The 18,940-nt window shown below is 47.4% G+C and carries 18 protein-coding genes; 11 read left to right on the top strand and 7 right to left on the bottom strand.

Going from position 1 to position 18,940, the window contains the following annotated elements:
• Nucleotides 1–16 precede the first annotated feature (16 nt).
• From ACR32F_RS19250 to ACR32F_RS19205, 10 genes are all read left to right on the top strand, one after another.
• A complete protein-coding gene (locus ACR32F_RS19250; protein WP_440109756.1) occupies nucleotides 17–547 on the top strand; it encodes a cell wall elongation regulator TseB-like domain-containing protein in 531 nt (176 codons plus the stop codon).
• 304 nt (nucleotides 548–851) lie between these two features.
• Nucleotides 852–1,379, top strand: a complete 528-nt coding sequence (locus tag ACR32F_RS19245; protein ID WP_440109754.1) for a hypothetical protein — start codon at nucleotides 852–854, stop codon at nucleotides 1,377–1,379.
• Nucleotides 1,372–2,874: an AAA family ATPase gene (locus tag ACR32F_RS19240; RefSeq protein ID WP_440109752.1), complete on the top strand. Its 1,503-nt coding sequence runs from the start codon at nucleotides 1,372–1,374 to the stop codon at nucleotides 2,872–2,874. Before ACR32F_RS19245 ends, ACR32F_RS19240 begins: the two co-directional genes overlap by 8 nt.
• A gap of 133 nt (nucleotides 2,875–3,007) precedes the next feature.
• Entirely contained in the window at nucleotides 3,008–3,880 is an 873-nt protein-coding gene (locus tag ACR32F_RS19235) for a 3-hydroxyacyl-CoA dehydrogenase family protein (protein WP_440109750.1), read from the top strand.
• On the top strand, nucleotides 3,877–5,082 hold the full coding sequence (locus ACR32F_RS19230) for an acetate kinase (protein ID WP_440109748.1): 1,206 nt from the start codon (nucleotides 3,877–3,879) through the stop codon (nucleotides 5,080–5,082). Before ACR32F_RS19235 ends, ACR32F_RS19230 begins: the two co-directional genes overlap by 4 nt.
• 102 nt (nucleotides 5,083–5,184) lie before the next feature.
• The gene (asnS, locus tag ACR32F_RS19225) at nucleotides 5,185–6,480 is read left to right on the top strand and encodes an asparagine--tRNA ligase (RefSeq protein WP_440109746.1); all 1,296 of its coding nucleotides are present in this window, start codon (nucleotides 5,185–5,187) and stop codon (nucleotides 6,478–6,480) included.
• Nucleotides 6,480–7,202, top strand: a complete 723-nt coding sequence (locus ACR32F_RS19220; RefSeq protein ID WP_440109744.1) for a DnaD domain protein — start codon at nucleotides 6,480–6,482, stop codon at nucleotides 7,200–7,202. Before asnS ends, ACR32F_RS19220 begins: the two co-directional genes overlap by 1 nt.
• Before the next feature lie 270 nt (nucleotides 7,203–7,472).
• A complete protein-coding gene (locus tag ACR32F_RS19215) occupies nucleotides 7,473–7,967 on the top strand; it encodes an RNA polymerase sigma factor (protein ID WP_440109742.1) in 495 nt (164 codons plus the stop codon).
• Nucleotides 7,960–8,412, top strand: a complete 453-nt coding sequence (locus ACR32F_RS19210; RefSeq protein ID WP_440109740.1) for a hypothetical protein — start codon at nucleotides 7,960–7,962, stop codon at nucleotides 8,410–8,412. The genes ACR32F_RS19215 and ACR32F_RS19210 overlap by 8 nt, the downstream gene beginning before the upstream one ends.
• Nucleotides 8,413–8,449: 37 nt before the next feature.
• Nucleotides 8,450–9,739, top strand: coding sequence for a multi-tm2 domain protein (locus tag ACR32F_RS19205; RefSeq protein ID WP_440109738.1), 1,290 nt, complete (start codon nucleotides 8,450–8,452; stop codon nucleotides 9,737–9,739).
• A 374-nt stretch (nucleotides 9,740–10,113) separates the two neighbouring features.
• On the opposite strand, the gene ACR32F_RS19200 is transcribed toward ACR32F_RS19205, so the two are convergent.
• From ACR32F_RS19200 to ACR32F_RS19170, 7 genes are all read right to left on the bottom strand, one after another.
• Nucleotides 10,114–10,767, bottom strand: coding sequence for a methylthioribulose 1-phosphate dehydratase (locus tag ACR32F_RS19200; protein WP_440109736.1), 654 nt, complete (start codon nucleotides 10,765–10,767; stop codon nucleotides 10,114–10,116).
• A gap of 2 nt (nucleotides 10,768–10,769) precedes the next feature.
• A complete protein-coding gene (locus ACR32F_RS19195) occupies nucleotides 10,770–11,447 on the bottom strand; it encodes a 2-hydroxy-3-keto-5-methylthiopentenyl-1-phosphate phosphatase (RefSeq protein WP_440109734.1) in 678 nt (225 codons plus the stop codon).
• Nucleotides 11,444–12,667 carry a 2,3-diketo-5-methylthiopentyl-1-phosphate enolase gene (locus tag ACR32F_RS19190; protein WP_440109732.1) on the bottom strand — a complete coding sequence of 408 codons (1,224 nt, stop codon included), beginning with the start codon at nucleotides 12,665–12,667 and terminating at the stop codon, nucleotides 11,444–11,446. The genes ACR32F_RS19195 and ACR32F_RS19190 overlap by 4 nt, the downstream gene beginning before the upstream one ends.
• Nucleotides 12,664–13,524 carry a pyrroline-5-carboxylate reductase gene (gene proC, locus ACR32F_RS19185; RefSeq protein WP_440109730.1) on the bottom strand — a complete coding sequence of 287 codons (861 nt, stop codon included), beginning with the start codon at nucleotides 13,522–13,524 and terminating at the stop codon, nucleotides 12,664–12,666. The genes ACR32F_RS19190 and proC overlap by 4 nt, the downstream gene beginning before the upstream one ends.
• Nucleotides 13,525–13,560: 36 nt before the next feature.
• Nucleotides 13,561–14,808 (bottom strand): glutamate-5-semialdehyde dehydrogenase, encoded by a 1,248-nt coding sequence (locus tag ACR32F_RS19180; RefSeq protein ID WP_440109728.1) that lies wholly within the window; start codon nucleotides 14,806–14,808, stop codon nucleotides 13,561–13,563.
• A gap of 60 nt (nucleotides 14,809–14,868) precedes the next feature.
• The gene (gene proB / locus ACR32F_RS19175; protein WP_440109726.1) at nucleotides 14,869–15,972 is read right to left on the bottom strand and encodes a glutamate 5-kinase; all 1,104 of its coding nucleotides are present in this window, start codon (nucleotides 15,970–15,972) and stop codon (nucleotides 14,869–14,871) included.
• A 360-nt stretch (nucleotides 15,973–16,332) separates the two neighbouring features.
• Nucleotides 16,333–17,541 (bottom strand): pyridoxal phosphate-dependent aminotransferase, encoded by a 1,209-nt coding sequence (locus tag ACR32F_RS19170; RefSeq protein ID WP_440109724.1) that lies wholly within the window; start codon nucleotides 17,539–17,541, stop codon nucleotides 16,333–16,335.
• 259 nt (nucleotides 17,542–17,800) lie between these two features.
• Here ACR32F_RS19170 and ACR32F_RS19165 point away from each other — a divergent pair, with 259 nt between their 5' ends.
• Entirely contained in the window at nucleotides 17,801–18,817 is a 1,017-nt protein-coding gene (locus ACR32F_RS19165; protein ID WP_440109722.1) for an ABC transporter substrate-binding protein, read from the top strand.
• Nucleotides 18,818–18,940 lie beyond the last annotated feature (123 nt).

Here is an 18,940-nt window from a genome sequence, read left to right as displayed (position 1 = left end):
AAAGGAAGTTCGGCTTTTGAAGAAAAAAAAGAAGTGGATATGGATTTCGCTGCTGCTCCTGATTCTGATCCTGTTTGGACTTCAGCGCTATTATGTCTATGTAACCCAAGACCAGCGCCAAGAAGAGGCATTGGCTATACAGGCGGCACAGGAACAGCTAGGGATCACATCTTATGAAGAACTGCGAAAGTACGTCTGGGGACAGAAAGACGGCGGAGATAATATATACTGGACCTTGATCGGCAAGAATAAGGATAATCAGGAAGTTGTGGTGTGGGTCAAGTTTGACAAAAATAACAAACCAGTCACCGGTGCCAAAGCGGTTCATAGTGAACTATTGCAGAACGGCATGTCTGAAGCGCAAATTCGGAATCGATTCATCTCTGAAGTACCTGCTGGAGAGATTAAGAGAATTATGCCTGGTGTAGTTAACGGAATCTATGTATGGCAAGTCTATTATAACGATGATACACACAATTATTATCGCTTTTATCGCTTTAGTAATGGGGAGCAGGTTGATCTCGTCTACACGATCCCGAATAGGTAGATCAGCTAGCATACCCGTTATTTTCTGGGAAATGATTGCAAAGAACCGGCAGACGGAAACCCGACTGGACCGGTTCTTTGGCGTATATTCAATATCAGTTTTGATTTAAATAGTTAAAAATATTAATTTATTCATATTTTCGCCTTCGAAATTGTATATACGATGTGATATACTCAAATATGTATTCAAGGTAACATCAAACACAAATAATCCTGTTGGGTGCATCACAGGAAAAGCGTACATTAATTCATAATTATGCCTATAAGCTATAGGATGGGCCAAAATCATGGGAGGGGAAACTCACTTGAAGCTAAAAGTATTGCCTATTGCTTTAACTGCCGTCATTTCAGCCGTTCTGTTGTTTGGAGGTTGGTTTGTGTATCGTCAGATGGCTGTGCAAGGTCCAATTCAAAACATGGTGACCCAGTATGATGGAGTCAACGATGTTCAATTAACTATTAACCGCAATGATGTGCAGTTGAAACTTGATCTGCAGCCAGATGTTGATTTGGGCAGGTTGGTACAATATATTCACAAAGAAGGACAGACTTTAATTGGTACCCGCTCGTTAAAGCTTGATGTGGTGGACCATTCGAATGAAGCGTTAGAGTCTTGGTGGGGTGACGCCATGTTTACCGTAGCTCAGGCGATGGAAAACAAGCAATACACCGAGATTACACCAACCTTGTCCAAGATGGCGACGAATGGAATCAAGGTCAATACAGCAATGGACGATAATAATGTATATGTCAGTCTCAGAGACGGTGATGCCAGCAAGTTTATTATTCTGCCGCGTGTGCCCGGTCAGATAGGAGTGTGGCCCAATGCCTAAGTGGACGAAAGAAATTGCCATTGGATTTGTCCCTGTATTGATTGTTTTTCTTGCTTTTATAGGTGTAAACATTGTTCCGATTCTGATCGCGCTGATGGTTGTCGGAGCGTTGTTACTCGTGATGCAAATGCGCGGCGGGATTACGGTGGGAGCGGGTGAGGAGCGCAAACGCAAGAAAAAAGGACCTTCCAAACTTACCTTCGAAGAAATTGGTGGTCAGGAAAGTGCCAAGCAGGAACTTCGGGAAGCGCTTGATTTTCTCATCCGACATGAAGAAATTCAGAAGTTCGGGATTCGACCATTGAAAGGTATCTTGCTCACGGGTCCTCCTGGAACAGGAAAGACATTGATGGCCAAAGCGGCTGCTCACTATACCGATTCAATATTTGTAGCAGCATCAGGTAGTGAATTCGTCGAAATGTATGTCGGTGTGGGAGCTGGCAGAATCCGTGATTTATTTCGTGATGCCAGAACGCGTGCCGCCAAAGAAAACAAGGAAAATGTCATTATATTCATTGATGAGATTGATGTTATCGGCGGTAAACGTGAAGGTGGACAGCAGCGTGAATATGATCAGACGTTGAATCAGCTGTTGACGGAAATGGATGGCATATACTCTTCCGATACACCGCGAATACTTGTAATTGCTGCAACAAACCGAAAAGAGATGTTGGATAGTGCATTGACTCGTCCGGGACGTTTTGACCGTCACATTCAGGTGGACTTGCCTGACAAGAAGGGCAGAAAACATATTCTGGAGTTGCATGCAGTCAACAAGCCTCTCTTGGAGGGAGTTAGCCTGGACAAGACCGCGGAGGAATCCTATGGTTTCTCAGGAGCACAGCTGGAGAGTGTCATGAATGAAGCGGCAATCTATGCGATGAGAGATGACATGCTCCATATTGAACAGCGCCACTTGTCCCTTGCGATTGATAAAGTGATGATGGGTGAGAAGACAGACCGCGAATCAAGCGTTGAAGAAAAGAAACGAGTGGCTATTCATGAATTGGGTCATGCCATTATGGCTGAACTGGTTCGGCCCGGCAGCGTAAGTCAGGTAGCGCTCAGTCCACGTGGACAGGCTTTGGGATACGTGCGTCATAACCCTCAGCAAGAACAATTTCTGTACACGAAACGCTTTCTTGAAGAGCAGATCATGATTGCTTTGGGTGGTGCGGCTGCAGAGGAGATGTACTATGGTGGACGCAGTACAGGATCACGTAATGATTTTGAACAAGCGACCAATCTGGTGCAGACGATGATGGCATCTGGTCTTACATCTCTTGGTATTGTTAACATGGAAATGGTAACCACCGAAGAATTGATGCGGGAGAACAAGGACATCCTGCAAGACCTGATGGAACAGACCAAACGTTTGCTTGAAGCGCAACGGACAATTTTCGACAATTCACTCGACACGTTGATGAAGGAAGAAGTATTGTCTGGCGATCAATTTCGTTGTCAATTTCGTGACAACGCCCTTCTACCGGCATAATTTAATTATGTCGGTTATTTTTTTTTACATTTCACTCATGCTAAGATATTATTATATGTTGGGTCGAAATTTGTAATTTTCGGCGAACAGGGTACAATAGAGAAATAGAGAACCGAAAGGATGGAGCAGAACCATGTTTTTCAAAAAAATAGGAGTTGTCGGCGGCGGTACAATGGGACAAGGTATTTCCCAAATGCTTGCAGCCAAAGGACTTGATGTGCTTCTGGTGGAGCACACAACGGAGAAGTTGGATCATGCCTATGACATGATTGAAACTAACCTCGATAAGCAACTGGAGAAATGGGCTATTACGAAGGCGGAGAAGAAATTGATTCTCTCCCGCATTACCAAAGTTGCTCACTTGGCTGAACTGGGAACTTGCGATATGGTTATTGAAACCATCACGGAAGATCTGGACGCGAAAAAAGCGGTATTCAGTCAACTGGATCAGGTTTGCCCGAGTAACGTAATTCTTGCAAGTAATACATCCACGCTGAGTTTGACTGAGCTTGCAAGCTCAACCAAATATCCAGAGCGTGTTATTGGTATGCACTTTATTCACCCGGTATCCCGGGTTGATCTTGTAGAAATTATCCGTGGTCTGAAAACGTCAGATACCACATTTGAAGAAACCAGACGCTTCGTGGAAGAAGTAGCGGACAAAAAAGGCGTTATGATCTACGAGTCGCCAGGATTTGTTACTTCCAGACTGATCTGTCTTTTGATAAATGAAGCTCTGCATGTGCTGCAAGAAGGAGTCGCTTCTGCCGAAGATATTGATGACGCTATGCGCATCGGATACAACTTCCAGCATGGTCCGCTTGAAATGGCTGACCGTTTCGGACTGGATTCTGTCGAAGCTGCACTCGAAAGAATGTTCCGTGAATTCGGCGAATTGAAATATCGTCCTTCCACTGTCCTGAAGAAAATGGTTCGGGCAGGACACCTGGGTGTCAAAACTGGCGAAGGATTCTTCAAGTACGACAAGGATGGTGACCGACTGTGAAAGTACTCGTAATTAATGCGGGGAGTTCCTCGCTCAAATATCAATTGTATAACATGACAGATGAATCCGTTCTGGCGAAAGGTCTGGTTGAGCGGATCGGAATGGACTCGTCCATCCTGACTCACAAACCAACGGGCCGTGAGGATGTTACTGAAGTAAGCGAGATTCTGGAGCATACTACGGCAATCCGCAAAGTCATCGACATTCTGACACACAAAGAAAACGGTGTACTCGGTTCAGTTAGTGAAATCCAGGCTGTAGGACACCGCGTTGTTCACGGTGGTGAAGCATTTAAAGAATCTGCATTGGTAGATGATGCGGCCAAAGCTGAAATTCGCCGTTTGTTCGATCTGGCTCCGCTTCACAACCCGGCAGCAATGATGGGTATTCGTGCAGCAGAATTGAATATGCCGGGTGTTCCGCAAGTGATGGTATTCGACACAGCGTTCCACCAAACGATGCCTGAGAAAGCATATCTCTACGCGATTCCGCGTGTGTTGTACAAAAAATATAAAGTACGTCGCTACGGTGCACACGGCACTTCGCATGACTTTGTGAGCAAGGCAGCTGCAGAGTTCCTGGGTCGTCCGCTGGAAGATCTGAAGATCATCACTTGTCACGTGGGTAACGGCGGCAGTGTAACTGCAGTTAAAGGCGGTGTATCCGTTGATACTTCGATGGGGATGACTCCACTTGAAGGATTGATGATGGGAACGCGCTCTGGTGACCTTGATCCAGCGATCGTACCTTATGTGATGAACAAGGAAGAACTGAGCGTAAGCGAAGTGAACTCCATGTTGAACAAACACAGTGGATTGCTTGCGATCTCCGGGATTAGCAGCGACATGCGCGAAATCACGGAAGGTATGGAGAATGGCGATGCTAACTCCACGCTTGCATTTGAAATGTACGAATACCGTCTTCGTAAATACATTGGTTCTTATGCAGCAGCAATGAACGGTGTAGACGTCATCGTATTTACAGCTGGTGTAGGTGAAAACTCCGTCGTTCTTCGTCAAAAAGTATGTGAGCAGCTCACTTACCTGGGCGTTGAATTGGATGAAGCTTTGAATGCAATCCGTTCGGGCGAACCGCGCCGTATCACAACAGCGAATTCCAAAGTGGACGTTCTCATTGTGCCTACAAACGAAGAATTGGTGATTGCGAGAGATACACACCGAATCGTATTGAATTCTCAGTAATCTAATTGTAAAGTGAATATAGCATGACAAGGAAGTGCAGAGGACAGGCATAAGCCTGCCCGCTGCATTTTCAAATTTCAGGAACTAAGGGGAGATAAGGGCATGAGTACGAATTCCGTAATTCGTAATGTGAATGAGCATGTGGGAGAGACGGTAAAGATCGGCGCCTGGATTAACAACAAACGTTCCAGCGGCAAAATTCAATTTTTGCAACTGCGTGATGGAACAGGATATATTCAAGGGGTAGTCGTTAAGAGTGAAGTCAGCGAAGATATCTGGAATGCTGCCAAGAGTTTGACGCAAGAAAGTTCATTGTATGTAACCGGCATTATTCGTGAAGAACCACGCAGTGCTTCTGGTTATGAGATGACGGTTACGGATGTTGAAATTATTCATCTGACTGAAAACTATCCGATCACTCCGAAAGAGCACGGCGTTGACTTCTTGATGGATCATCGTCACCTGTGGCTGCGTTCTACCAAACAACGCGCTGTTATGGTCATTCGTGCAGAGATTATCCGCGCTGTCCAACAGTTCTTTGATGGTAACGGATTCACACAGGTTGACCCTCCGATTTTGACACCATCGTCTGCGGAAGGTACAACTAACCTGTTCCACATCAAATACTTTGATGAAGATGCTTATCTGACACAAAGTGGACAATTGTATATGGAAGCAGCAGCTATGGCGCTGGGCAAAGTATATTCCTTTGGTCCAACATTCCGTGCCGAGAAATCCAAAACACGTCGCCACCTGATTGAGTTCTGGATGATTGAACCGGAAATGGCATTTGTAAATCACGAGGAGAGTTTGCGAGTACAAGAGAAATTTATCGCTCATGTCGTTCAATCTGTGGTGAAAAACTGCCGTGCAGAACTGGAATCCATCGGTCGTGACGTATCCAAACTCGAAGGAATCGTAGCACCCTTCCCTCGAATTACGTATGATGAAGCAATTGAGTTCCTGAATGGACAAGGCTTTGATATCCCTTGGGGAGAAGACTTTGGTGCACCGCACGAGACAGCGATTGCTGAGAAATACAATACGCCTGTATTTATCACTCACTATCCGGCAGGAATCAAAGCGTTCTACATGAAACCGGATCCGAATCGCCCTGAAGTTGTTCTCTGTGCAGATATGATTGCTCCAGAAGGCTACGGAGAGATTATTGGCGGTTCGCAGCGTATCGATGATCCTGAACTGATGCAACAGCGCTTTGAAGAGCATAAACTGTCGGACGAGGCATATCAGTGGTATATGGATCTGCGTAAATATGGATCGGTTCCTCACTCCGGTTTCGGTCTTGGATTGGAGCGGACGGTAGCATGGATCTGTGGATTGGATCATGTACGTGAGACTATTGCATTCCCACGCATGCTCTATCGTCTGTACCCTTAATGGTTAACCGCGAGTCCATAGAAGAAACAAGCTCCAAAGCTTGGCTGAATGGCGCGGCTTACGGTATGGCGTCAGGGACAGCGCAGCTCCCATATGCTTTATTACGCTATTATCATCAGCTCGGATTAAGTGATACAGAGGTACTTTTGCTGATTCAATTGCTTGGATTCCGTCAGGCAGAATTCAATGAATTCCCAACCCTGGAAGAACTCGCTGTCCGTATGGGTCTGGCACCGGAAGGAATCGCAAGAATGTTGCAACGTCTGATGAGAGACGGCTACATTCACATTGACGAACACCGGGATGAAGAGCGAGACATCCAGTATGAACGTTATGATTTGCATGGGCTATATGCCAAGCTCGCGGCTTGTTCAGCGGAGGAAATGGCCGCCACCCGTAAGCAGCAGCTTGATAGCAATACATCGCGACCGGATTCGAACAGTGTTCAAAAAGAAGAGGAAGAGCGAAATATGTTCTCCATTTTCGAAAAAGAATTCGGACGTCCGCTTTCACCGATGGAATGTGAGACTATTTCCAGTTGGCTGGATCAGGATCGCTACCAGGAGGAGTTAATTCTCATGGCATTGAAAGAAGCGGTGTTTGCTGGTAAAGTCCATTTCCGCTATATCGACCGTATTCTGCTTGAATGGAGCCGTAATCGTGTGAAGAATGTGCAGGATGCCAAGGCGTACACGCAACGGTTCCGCAACGGAGGACGTTGATTTCAGTTGGAGCAAACATAATCCATTCAGATTAAACCAAAAATAGGCCAGAAGACATTCTGAGCCTGTTTTTTTTGGATATATAGGCGTTAAATAAGCATCCAAGCTTATCTTTTCAGGTGATGTGTACACTTTTTTATAATAAATATGAATGAATACGCAGGGGTCACCCCATAAGTTGTCGTCTATTGTATTGGAGAGGAGGGGAGAGTTATTGACGAAGCGCGCTTAATAGATCAAATCCGTCAAGGAGATACATCCAAGCTGCGCTTGTTGATCGAAAAGTACAGTCAGCATGTGTACCATGTGGCCTATTCCGTTTTGCGGAGCGATCAGGAAGCACAGGATGCAGCTCAGGAGGCGTTCATTCAAATGGTTAAATCTCTCCCCGATTACCGTTCCGAAGGTTTCAAAACGTGGTTAACCCGAATTGCCTTTCATAAAGCCATTGATGCCAAACGCAAGCTGGGCAGACGAAGTGCTGAGGATCTGGGCGGAGAAGAAAAAATAGTAAACATGCCCGGACGGGAAGAAGACGTTCTTGCCCGTCTTATTCGTGAAGAACGTCAGGAAAAGCTTCGCGAACGAATTAATCAACTGCCTGCCCAGCATAGGGATATTATTACTGCGTATTACTTAAGTGAAAAAAATTATGATCAGATCGCCCGTGATGCACAGGTGGCTGTGAAGACCGTAGAGTCCCGCTTGTATCGTGCCCGGCAGTGGATTCGAAACCATTGGAAGGAGGATGAGTGGCGTGAGTAAACAAGGGATGCATACCGTTCAGGAATGGACTGATTATATCGAGGGCCGAATGACCGAGAATCAAGCAAATATCATGGAACAGGCTCTTATGGAAGAGCCGGATGTGATGGATAACTACCTCGAAGCACTTGGCATACACCGGGATTTGCCTCAGCTGAATGATCCGACAGGTTTTGCAGATTCGGTTATGAATCGCATTACGGTTATGCAAGCATCCAAGCCAAAACGCAAATCACGTTCCAGACGAAACCGACGCTGGCTCGAACACAAAGTGTTTCATTATGCGGTAGCGGCCTGTCTGACGCTAATCTTTCTCTCTTCAGGGCTCTTTGACAAGGTGGCTCCTTATCATAAGTTCCAGGATGGCGATCACAGGGGATCTTTCACGGAAAAATGGACGGAGACGGCCACTTCATGGTTGGATAACTTCAAGCCTAAACGATAAATTGTAGCGCATTGCCTGAAAAGAAAGGATGACGACTGTGCAATCAGATCGTAACAAATTACTTGCATTTCTATTAAACCTGATACCCGGTCTTGGTTTTCTGTACTGGGGTAGAGCCGCAAGGGCTGTAATCTATCCATTGCTTTTCTTTGGGACAGCTGTTGGCTCGTTTATGCTGGCAATGATGGTTAGTGAACAGGAATTGATGATTCTCGGAGCTGTGGGGGCAGCGTTCTTCTGGTGTATCAGCATGCTGGATATCATTATCGTACTGCTCCGTGCCCCTTCTCCACGCGATGCTCGATACCAAGGCTACGGAACACATTACGGTGGCCCCCATCAAGGTGCCGCCTACCAGGAAGCATATGCTGGTCAGGAAGGCCATATCGGACAGATGGACCAGGAGGGAATGCATCAGCATCCGGGTGGTGAATATGGCGTGCCAACGGGTCCTTATGGTCAACCCATGTATCAAAAAGGCAGTGAGGGTGAACGATTCTTCACCATTTTACTTTCCTTTGTTCCGGGGCTTGGACATCTTCATCTGGGACTGCTTCATCGTGGACTTTCATTTCTAATCGCCTTCTTTGGTTCCTTTGCCATGATGGTCTTTGTTGCATCGATTACGAATGAATCGGTATTTCTAATGTTTTTACTCATACTGCCCGTAATTTGGGTATACTGCATGTTTGATGCTGTGCAGCATGTACACCGCAAGCAGGCTGGTGAGGTATTACAGGATCGGACGTTGTTCGAAGAACTGGAGATGGGGAGAGTGTCCGGTCGGCGCAGCAAGGTACTTGCGACGCTATTATCCGCTTTTCCGGGTGCGGGCCATCTATATCTGGGACTGCAAAAAAGAGGCATGCAATTGATGTTCCTGTTCCTGGGCAGCATCTATGTTCTGGACCTGCTTCACTTATCGGTGTTCCTGTTTATGATTCCGCTGATCTGGTTCTACAGCTTCTTTGACGGGCTTCAGTGCTCGAGTCGTTATGGGCGTGAGCCCTTGACAGATCAGCCTATTTTCAAAGACTGGGCTCGTCATCAGCGCCTGATTGGATTTGGTATTGCGGCGCTGGGTCTATATTATCTGACCATCCGGCTTGTCATTCCACAGCTGAATGAGTTGTTCCCCAATATATTTATGACGTACGAAATTCGTTCCTATGTGAACACGGTCATTGTATCCTTCCTGCTCATTTTTGGTGGTCTGAAGCTATTGTTCGGCAAGCAGCGGGGCTCGGGTACAAGTAGTACAGCGATTCAAAATGACGAAGGAGCAGACAGCCTCTTTTTGTTCAAAGATCGGGATGATCGATTGTAGAGCTTTACTATCTAAGTTGCACTAAAGATTATTTACACTGACACTACGATGACAGAACAACCTTCCAATCGCTGTTATCCCCAGATTTTGTCGAATCCTTTTCCGAAGGGGAAAATCTGGGGATAAAGGCGAAGACTATGCTTCCGATGCAGCTTTCTTTCAGAAAGCTTTTAGCTTCGCTTCTTCAGGTTTTTTCTGTCCTCTCGGTTATCGTGTAAATGATTAGTACAACTTATGTAGCACATGCACACATGTACTAAGCGATCCCGGGAAATAGAGATATTTCCCAAAATATAAAAACACGCCAAGGGCTATGTCTACCAGCCTTGGCGTGTTTTTTTGGTTATGCAGCTCTAGTTTCGAATGAATGATTGCTATTTCGTAGCACTCTTCAACAGAAGCTGACGGTACATGACTTCGAATAAAAATTCGAAGGCTTCCAGATGACGTTTCGCTTCAAAAGCATCCTTGCCCCAGGCATATATACCGTGATTACGCAGTAAAATCCCTGGCACTTTGGCGTCAAGTACGTCTGGAACCAGTTCAGCGATAGATGGAATATCCGCAAAGTTAGGCAAAATGGGTACACGAATCTCCGCATTTTCTTCCCAGATATTGAAAGCCTTGATCAACTCGATTCCCTGGATGGGTACTTGGCCCTCTGCTCCAAAAAACTCACTAATCAGGTTGTTAAACACGGTATGCACATGGAACACAGCGCCACAGCCAGTCAAACGATAGATTTCGCAGTGAATCAACGTTTCAGCGCTTGGTTTCAGGGTTGTGGTCTCAATCGCTTTGCCGTGCTTGTCCACAAACAGAAAATCCTCTGGTGTACGGAGAGACTTGTCCTTGCCTGAAGCGGTAACCGCAAAATAAAATTGTTCAGGATCGAAGTCGCCCACACGCATCGACAGATTACCACTTGTACCGGGGAACCAGTTACGACTGGCAAATAGCGCTTTAACATCAGCCAGTTCTTCAAGGACCTGGCGTTTGTGCTCCAATGTAATCTTTTCAAAACCCATCTTTACAGCACTCCTTGTGTTTGCTTCTGTTTCATATCTTCGATGATATCGTAAAAGGTCGCGAATGGCACGTGGTCCACGCCAAGCTCGATACATTTATCGGTCAGGATGGAACGGGAGTAGACCAGATCGGCAATCTTGGCACCTTCAAAATCCGTCAGACTATCACCGATGAGGATACGATTATATTCTTCTTCAGGGAACGTACGGATTACCGTCGTTTTGCACATGCCGCAGCCGTTCTCACAAGGAGGCTGGCATGGATGAGGCCATTCGATTCGGATGAATTCCCCCGTGAAGTCGGCTCCATTGCAGTAGACATGATCCTGTGGAATATGAAATGGTGCGAGTAACGGTTCTATGAAAAAGTCCATGCCGCCGCTGGTCACATTGAATTCAATGCCTTCGCTTCGAACATATTCAAGAAATTCACTGAATCCTTCGCGGATACCTGCTTGTCCAAGTACAAATTCCACAATCTCATCTTTTTGCGAAGCAGGCAATAGAGCGAACATGGCTCCAACCCCTTCACGCAGGGAAATTCTCTGTTCGATCGTGTCTTTCATAATGGCTTCAATGCCATCCGGCTTGAAATGTTTCATGATGGCTACGATGTTGTCCGAGAGGGTGATGGTACCATCGAAGTCACAGAAAATGACTGTCTTTTTATCACTTCTCATCGTTCACCACCCCACAGGTCCAATGCGCTTTTCAGCTCCGGATGTTCGGTTGCATAATCTGCCAATGGAATGGAGCGCTGGGCTGCTTCAATAGCCTGCAAGAACGCACGTCCGCCTGCCTCAGTGCCCATAGGATGTCCATGAATGCCGCCACCAGCATTGACGATGACATCTGTGCCAAAGTCGCGCAGAATAAGCGGTACAAGCCCTGGATGGATGCCGGCTGAAGGCACAGGCATACTGGCTCTTACAGGCAATTCAGGTGAAAGTAACTGTTCCGTGATCGCCATATTTTCTTCCTTCGGCATTGTTACCGACCCATAAGGAGAAGGGAAGAGCACCAGATCCGCTCCGGCAAGACGCATCAGCTGACCAAGTACAACCGAGGCCGAGATGCCGTAATGTGGCGAAGGATACAGTGCACCTGCAAGAGCAGGGTGAGCCATGATTGGAACGTTAATGTCTGGATCACTGCTAAGTTCATGCAGCACGTCATATCCGTAGGACAAGACGTTGAACAATAGCGCATTGGCTCCTGCGTCGATTGCGCGCTCCGCCTGTTGTTTCAGACGTGATGTAGGCCCGGTAAGGTTGGCGGCATAGAGAAGTTTTTTGCCCGTCTCCTGGCGTGTCTGTTCTGCGGCTTTCATGCAGACCTCGACTCTCTTTTCAATCGGAGTCAATTTGTTCTCGAACAGAATTTCATCATCCTTGATCAGATCGACCCCGCCAAGAGCCTGACGGATAAACTGTTCACGCAGCTCATCTGCGTCCAGTCCGATGACCGATTTGAAGATACTCATTAATAATGGACGGTCGTGGACACCAAGCAGATCCCGAACACCATTCAGTCCAAACTTGGGACCAGAGAACGCGCTCAGGAAGCCGTCCGAGAAACCAAGTCGTGTCAATTTTATGCGGCCATCCATTGAGATTTTGCCAAAGACTGTTACGAGCAGGGCTGGGATATCGCGGCTGAAGTTCACATCAGGATAACCGATGGTAATGTCGGCGTAACGCTCACCCGGTGACATCCCCTCAGCTTCATGGACCTCTACGCTGATAACCTCGCCCAGATGTTTCTTCATGGCTTCACGCTGGGCCTGCGGCAATTCGGTCCAACTGCCAACGGTCATGCCGATCGCAATGGACTCCGCTTTCTTGCGGAAGTCTGCACGATCATCATGCAGACGATATGTGGCTGTGCACATGTTGTTCATTTTAAATCCCCTTCCAGAGCAGCTCCCATCTCCCGTGAGCGCTCTGCACAGCGGTTGACGGCTGCAATAACATTCTCGAAGAAATCTCCCTCGTCCAGCGTCTTCAGTGCTGCCTGAGTTGCCCCACCTGGGGATGTCACATCACTGCGGAGTTTCATTGGTTCCAGCCCGGTCTGTTGCACCATGCGTGACGCACCCAGCACGGTCTGAACCGTCAGATCTCGAGATTGCTGGCTGGACAAGCCACCACGAATACCTGCGGCAATCATGGCCTCCATAAGATAGTATACATAAGCAGGACCACTCCCGGAAATACCCGTGAGTACTTCCAGTTTATCTTCAGGCACAATGGTTACAATCCCAACCGCTTCAAACATGGTCATGACCGTGCTGCGTTGTTCATCCGAGATTTCAGCAGAGAAGGCAAGCCCGGTTGCACCGAGCCCGATGCTACTGGATGTATTAGGCATAGTTCTGGCGATAGGCTGTTTGCGACCCAGCAGGGTCTGCATCGTGCGGATGGATAATCCGGCAATAACGGATACGATCAGTTGATCTGGTGAGAGAAGCGGTCCCAGTTCACGCAGAGCTGCTGCTGCGTCTTTGGGCTTCATGCATAGTACAATGACTGGAGCAGCGGCGAGATGATCCAGGGATTGTGCCGCAGTTCCAGTATGTACAGCATAACGGGTGCTGAGCTCCTCCTGACGTTTCTGGTTGCTGCGGTTCAGCATCGTAATATCCTGAGGACGCACGACAAGGCGGGAGATTAGTCCGCGCACGATGGCTTCCGCCATCGCACCTGCTCCGTGGAATGTAATCTTCTGTTGTAGTAACGTCTGTTGCTCTTGACTCATATTTATCGTTCCTCCTATATAACTGTAGCTGCGCTATTATTGCCGGATTTGACCATTTCCAGTGATACGATATTTGGTTGATGTGAGGGCAGGCAGTCCCATGGGTCCGCGTGCGTGCAGCTTCTGGGTACTGATGCCGATTTCAGCCCCATAGCCAAATTCGAATCCGTCGGTGAAACGAGTGGATGCATTATGATAGACAGCCGCAGCATCTACATCATGCAGAAAGCGTTCCGCATGGGATGTATCCCGGGTCACGATGCACTCGGAATGTTTGGTTCCGTAACGGGCGATGTGCTGCATCGCTTCATCCAAGTTCTCTACCACACGGATATTCAAAATATAATCATTGTACTCGGTCGCATAATCTTCTTCGGTTACATCAAGGGCAGATGGCACCAGTCGGCGCACGGTGTTACAACCTTTCAATGTCACATTGGCCTCGCGGAATTGTTCCGCCAGCTCAGGAAGATGCTCTTCTGCGTAAGTGGCATGCAATAGCAAAGTTTCCATGGAGTTACATACTGATGGCCGTTGTGCCTTGGCATTGATGGCAATTTCGGCTGCCATGATTGGATCGGCTGATTCATCCACATAGGTATGACAGATGCCTGCTCCGGTTTCGATAACCGGTACTGTGGCATTGGCTACGACATTACGGATCAACGAGGCTCCGCCACGTGGAATGATGACATCCAGCAATCCATTCAGCTTGAGCATTTCATCCACGGAGGCGCGATCCGCATCCTCAACCAGTTGTAGTGCATCTGCTGGCATATCCGTTGTTGCGAGTGCCTGATGCAGCACCTCCACAATTTTACGATTGGAGGAAAGGGCAGAGGAGCCTCCACGCAGAAGAACGGCATTCCCTGTTTTGAGACAAAGTCCGGCTGCGTCTACGGTCACATTTGGACGAGCTTCGTAGATAATACCGATCAGGCCGATCGGCACTCTTAATTTTTCAACATGCAATCCGTTTGGACGGGTGAATGTCTCCAATACTTCGCCTACCGGGTCCTGCAGATCCACGATTTGGCGCAATCCTTCAGCGATCCCAGCAATACGTTCCTTGTCCAGTGCAAGCCGATCCAGCATCGATTCCGCTGTGCCTTGCTGTCTGCCACGTGCCAAATCTTCCGCATTGGCTGCAATAATGGACTCTGCTTGAGCAATCAAAGCGTCTGCCATAACGAGCAGAGCGGTATTTTTTTGTTCTGTGCTCAGCCGATTCAGCTGTGGAACCACGGCTTGGGCCTTGCTTGCTTTTTCTCTGACTTCACTCACTTTAAATTCCTCCTTCATATATATAAAGTGCATTTATGAATCTGGTTGAAATCTACAACACTATTTTAACGTAATCCATTCGTCTCGATGAACGACTTCAAGCCGATGGATGCTGTTCAACTGCTTCATTACTTCGCCACTGGGGAGTCCCGCGATCAGTCGAAGCTGGTCATCATCATAATTGACGATACCGCGGCCGAGCAAGGTGTCATCCATGCCTAGCACCTCGACAACGTCTCCGGCGTGGAAAGTGCCCAGTACACGCTTCACGCCTACAGGCAGAAGACTATGTCCCCCATGGACAAGTGCTTCTTCAGCACCATTATCCACAACGACAGTACCAAGTGGAGTAGACATGAAGCCCAGCCACTGCTTTTTACGGGATAGGGCAGCCAAGCGTGTCTCGAAATAGGTTCCTTTTCCACAACCATCAACCGCGTTCTGCATATCTCCAGGTTCCTTGACACTTCCGACAAAGACAGGAACACCACCGCGCGTTGCGACTTTCGCAGCATCCACCTTGGATCGCATGCCGCCTGTACCTACAGACGATCCCGAACCACCGGCATAAGCGTAGATCTCAGCGGTAATTTCAGGAATGCGGTCATAACGAAACGCAGACGGATCTTTGCGTGGATCTGCTGTGTACAATCCGTTGGTATCCGTGAGAATGATCAAATGTTGTGCCTTCACCAGATTCGCGACCAATGCGGATAACAGGTCGTTATCCCCGAACTTCAATTCATCAACAGATACCGTATCATTCTCGTTAAAGATCGGAATAACCCGCTGTTTGAGTAGTTCTTCAACGGTCATGCCCGCGTTGCCCATTCGTTTACGGCTGTGAAAGTCGGTACGTGTGAGCAGGATTTGTGCTGTAGTAACGCGGTGCGCCGCAAAAGCCTGTTGATATGCCTGCATCAGTAAAGCTTGCCCAACGGCCGCGGCGGCTTGTTTCTCATGGAGCTGTTTGGGACGCTGGGGATAACCGATCTCCCGGAATCCGGCAGCAACTGCACCCGAGGTCACCAGAAGAACTTCATGGCCCTTTTCAGCCAAAGCGGCGATCTCTCCGGCAAAAAAAGTGATGGAACTGCGATCGAGACCGCCTTCTTCCGTTGTAAGCGAGCTGCTTCCGATCTTAATTACAATACGTGAAGTCATGGTTTCACTTCCTTAAACATGATTAATACGTGACCTTGGAAGTCCTTATTACGGTACAAAAAAAACTCCCGCCCTTTAGTTAAAAAGGACGAAAGTTCGTTACTTCCGCGGTACCACCTTTATTGATGATTAGATCATCCGGCTTCATACCCTGTAACAGAAGGCACTGTCCTGTGCATAACAGGCCGCTCAGGGGTAGGTTTCGGAGAAGAGCCGCGGTAAATTCTTTCAGCAGGGTGGAATTTACTCTCTGGGCGCGGCCGATATTCTCTTACTGGTCCCGTCATCACGTTTCGTTCAATATTTCTTATAACATACCATGGAAACTTGGCAGATGCAAAGGGGTTATATCCCTGTTCATTACTTGAATAAATTTAGTTTGCCAATCCGTTCAGCCGCTTCGCGCAATCGATTTTCATCACTTAGTAGTCCAGCGCGCACATAGCCTTCACCATGCGAACCAAAACCAATGCCCGGCGCTACGGCAACCTTTGCTTCCCGCAGCAGCAAGTCTGCCAAAGAAGCAGAAGTAAACCCAGCAGGTACAGGCAGCCAGCTGAAGAAGGAACCACCCGGTTTAGGGGCCTGCCAGCCGATGGATGCGAGTGCATCATAGAACGCATTGCGACGAGATTCATAACGCGCAACCAGCGAAGTGACACATTCCTGCGAACCGGTAAGAGCCTCGGCCGCCGCAGCCTGAATGCCGCCGAAAAGGCTGACATAAATGTGATCCTGTAGCAGATTGATTTTTGAGATAATCTCAGCATTACCCAGTGCGAATCCAACACGCCATCCAGCCATATTGTACGTTTTGGACAACGTATAGAATTCGATACCCACTTCCTTGGCACCTGGTGCCTGCAAGAAGCTTACTGGACGGTGTCCATCGAACCCGATCGCTCCATAAGCAAAGTCACTGGCTACGACGATTTGATTTTGAATGGCGAATTCAACCGTATCTTCATAGAAAGACAGTGGGGCAGTCGCCGACGTGGGGTTGTTGGGATAGTTCAGGAACATGAGCTTGGCCTGATCTCGATCCAACTCAGGGATGGCAGTATAATCGGGCAGGAAGGCGTTGGACTCCAGCAGAGGCATAAATGACATCCGTGCTTTTGCCAGTGCAACACCGGACCAGTAATCCGGATAGCCCGGATCGGGAACAAGACATACGTCGCCAGGATTAAGCAATACCTGAGGTAACTGAACTAAACCCGTTTTTCCCCCAAATAGAATCGCAACCTCAGTCTCCGGGTCAAGATCGACATTGTAATCTTCCTTGTAACGTTTCGCGACGGCTTCTTTCAGGAAAAAGTGTCCTCTAAAAGGTGAATATTTGTGGTAGAGGGGATTTTCAGCCGACTCTTGCAGTGTTTTCACAATATGAGGCGGTGTAGGTGTATCCGGATTACCCTGACCAAGATTGATCACGTCATGTCCGCTTGCGATTTCGCGGTTTACATTTTGAACAAGGGTAGCAAAAAATTGTGTCGGCAGCTGTGTCATTACATCCGATGTAGGTATAGTAAAGGCTGAACGACCCAAATTCGTTGGTTGATTACTCATTATATTCATCACTCCGGTTAATAAAAATGGCGATAGTACTCATTAACTTATCACGTCAATCCCGAGCTGTATAGAGGGGAAAGCACAACGTTTTACTGTGAGACAGTGGGAGTTATGTGGTTTTTGTACAAAACTAAAATGCGCTATTTATTTTTGTCCATTGGAATCAGAGTGAATTCTGTTTTATGATAACTTACGATAATGATAATCAATATCATTGCATAATCATCAATGAAGCACTATAGGGGGAGAAATAAAAATGAAAAAGGGTATACGAAATACGGCAGTATTATTGACGGTTACATGGTTGTCCATACTTTTACTGGCATGTGGGAACCAGACTTCGACACCAGCTGCTGGAGCGGATGATTCCAAAGTAGCCGCAGAAACTCAGAGAGACCAAGACACTCAAAGTGGGGAACAGACTGCATCCGAAGATAACAGTGAGGGTGAAACCCGTATATTTAAAGATTGGACGGGCCATGAGGTCAAGGTGCCTGTAACTCCGAAACGAGTCATCTATCATGGAGAAGTGACTGGGGACTTGCTGGCGCTGGGCGTTGTTCCTGTAGGTATACTTCGTCAGGATGGAACGGTATACGATGAACAGGTGGCTCAGGCAGAAGATGTTGGGTTCCCGATGAGTGTTGAAAAGGCGCTTATATTGAATCCCGATTTGATCATCTTCTCCAACAGTGATGAAGCACAGTACGAGCAGATTTCAAAGGTTGCCCCAACAGTGACATTTGATTCGTTCGGGTCGTTGGAAGACCGCATGCGTATCCTTGGCGACCTGTTGAACAAAAAGCAGGAGGCCGAGAAGTGGGTTACAGCCCACCAAGAGGCGACAGAAGAAATGTGGCAGCAGCTTCATGAAAACGGACTGAAAGAAGGTGAAACGGCTTCGGTATTCACTATGTATCCCGGCAATCGGCTGTTTGTCATGGCGGGAGCAGGATTGCCACAGTTGTTATATGGAAAAGACGGGATGAAGCCAACTGCGGAAATTCAGAAAGTATTGGATGAAGGCATGGGCTTTGTGGAAATTTCCACTGAAAAATTGCCTGAAATTGTGGGTGACCGTGTATTTATTCTTGATCCTGTGACGGATGATGCCAAACAATCCACCAAAGAAATGCTGGATAGTCCAATATGGAAGAACCTGCCCGCTGTAAAAGAAGGAAAAGTATATCGTTTTGATATCGTGAAAGCTTCAAGTGATGCCCTTTCCAGGGAGTGGTTGCTTAAGGAGCTCCCGAAACAGATGATCCAATAATGGATCTAAGATTTGCAGTAAGTATTCTATGATCTATTACGAAAAGGGAGGTGCTCCAAAAGTCGTGAATATGACTGCTGGAACAGCTCCTTTTGGCATGGTATTCCACCTTCTAACGAAGTG

Source organism: Paenibacillus hebaui, assembly GCF_051934385.1.
Lineage (GTDB): Bacteria > Bacillota > Bacilli > Paenibacillales > Paenibacillaceae > Paenibacillus.
Note: the sequence above shows the minus strand (reverse complement) of the source record. Positions and strands in the feature narration are given on the sequence as shown.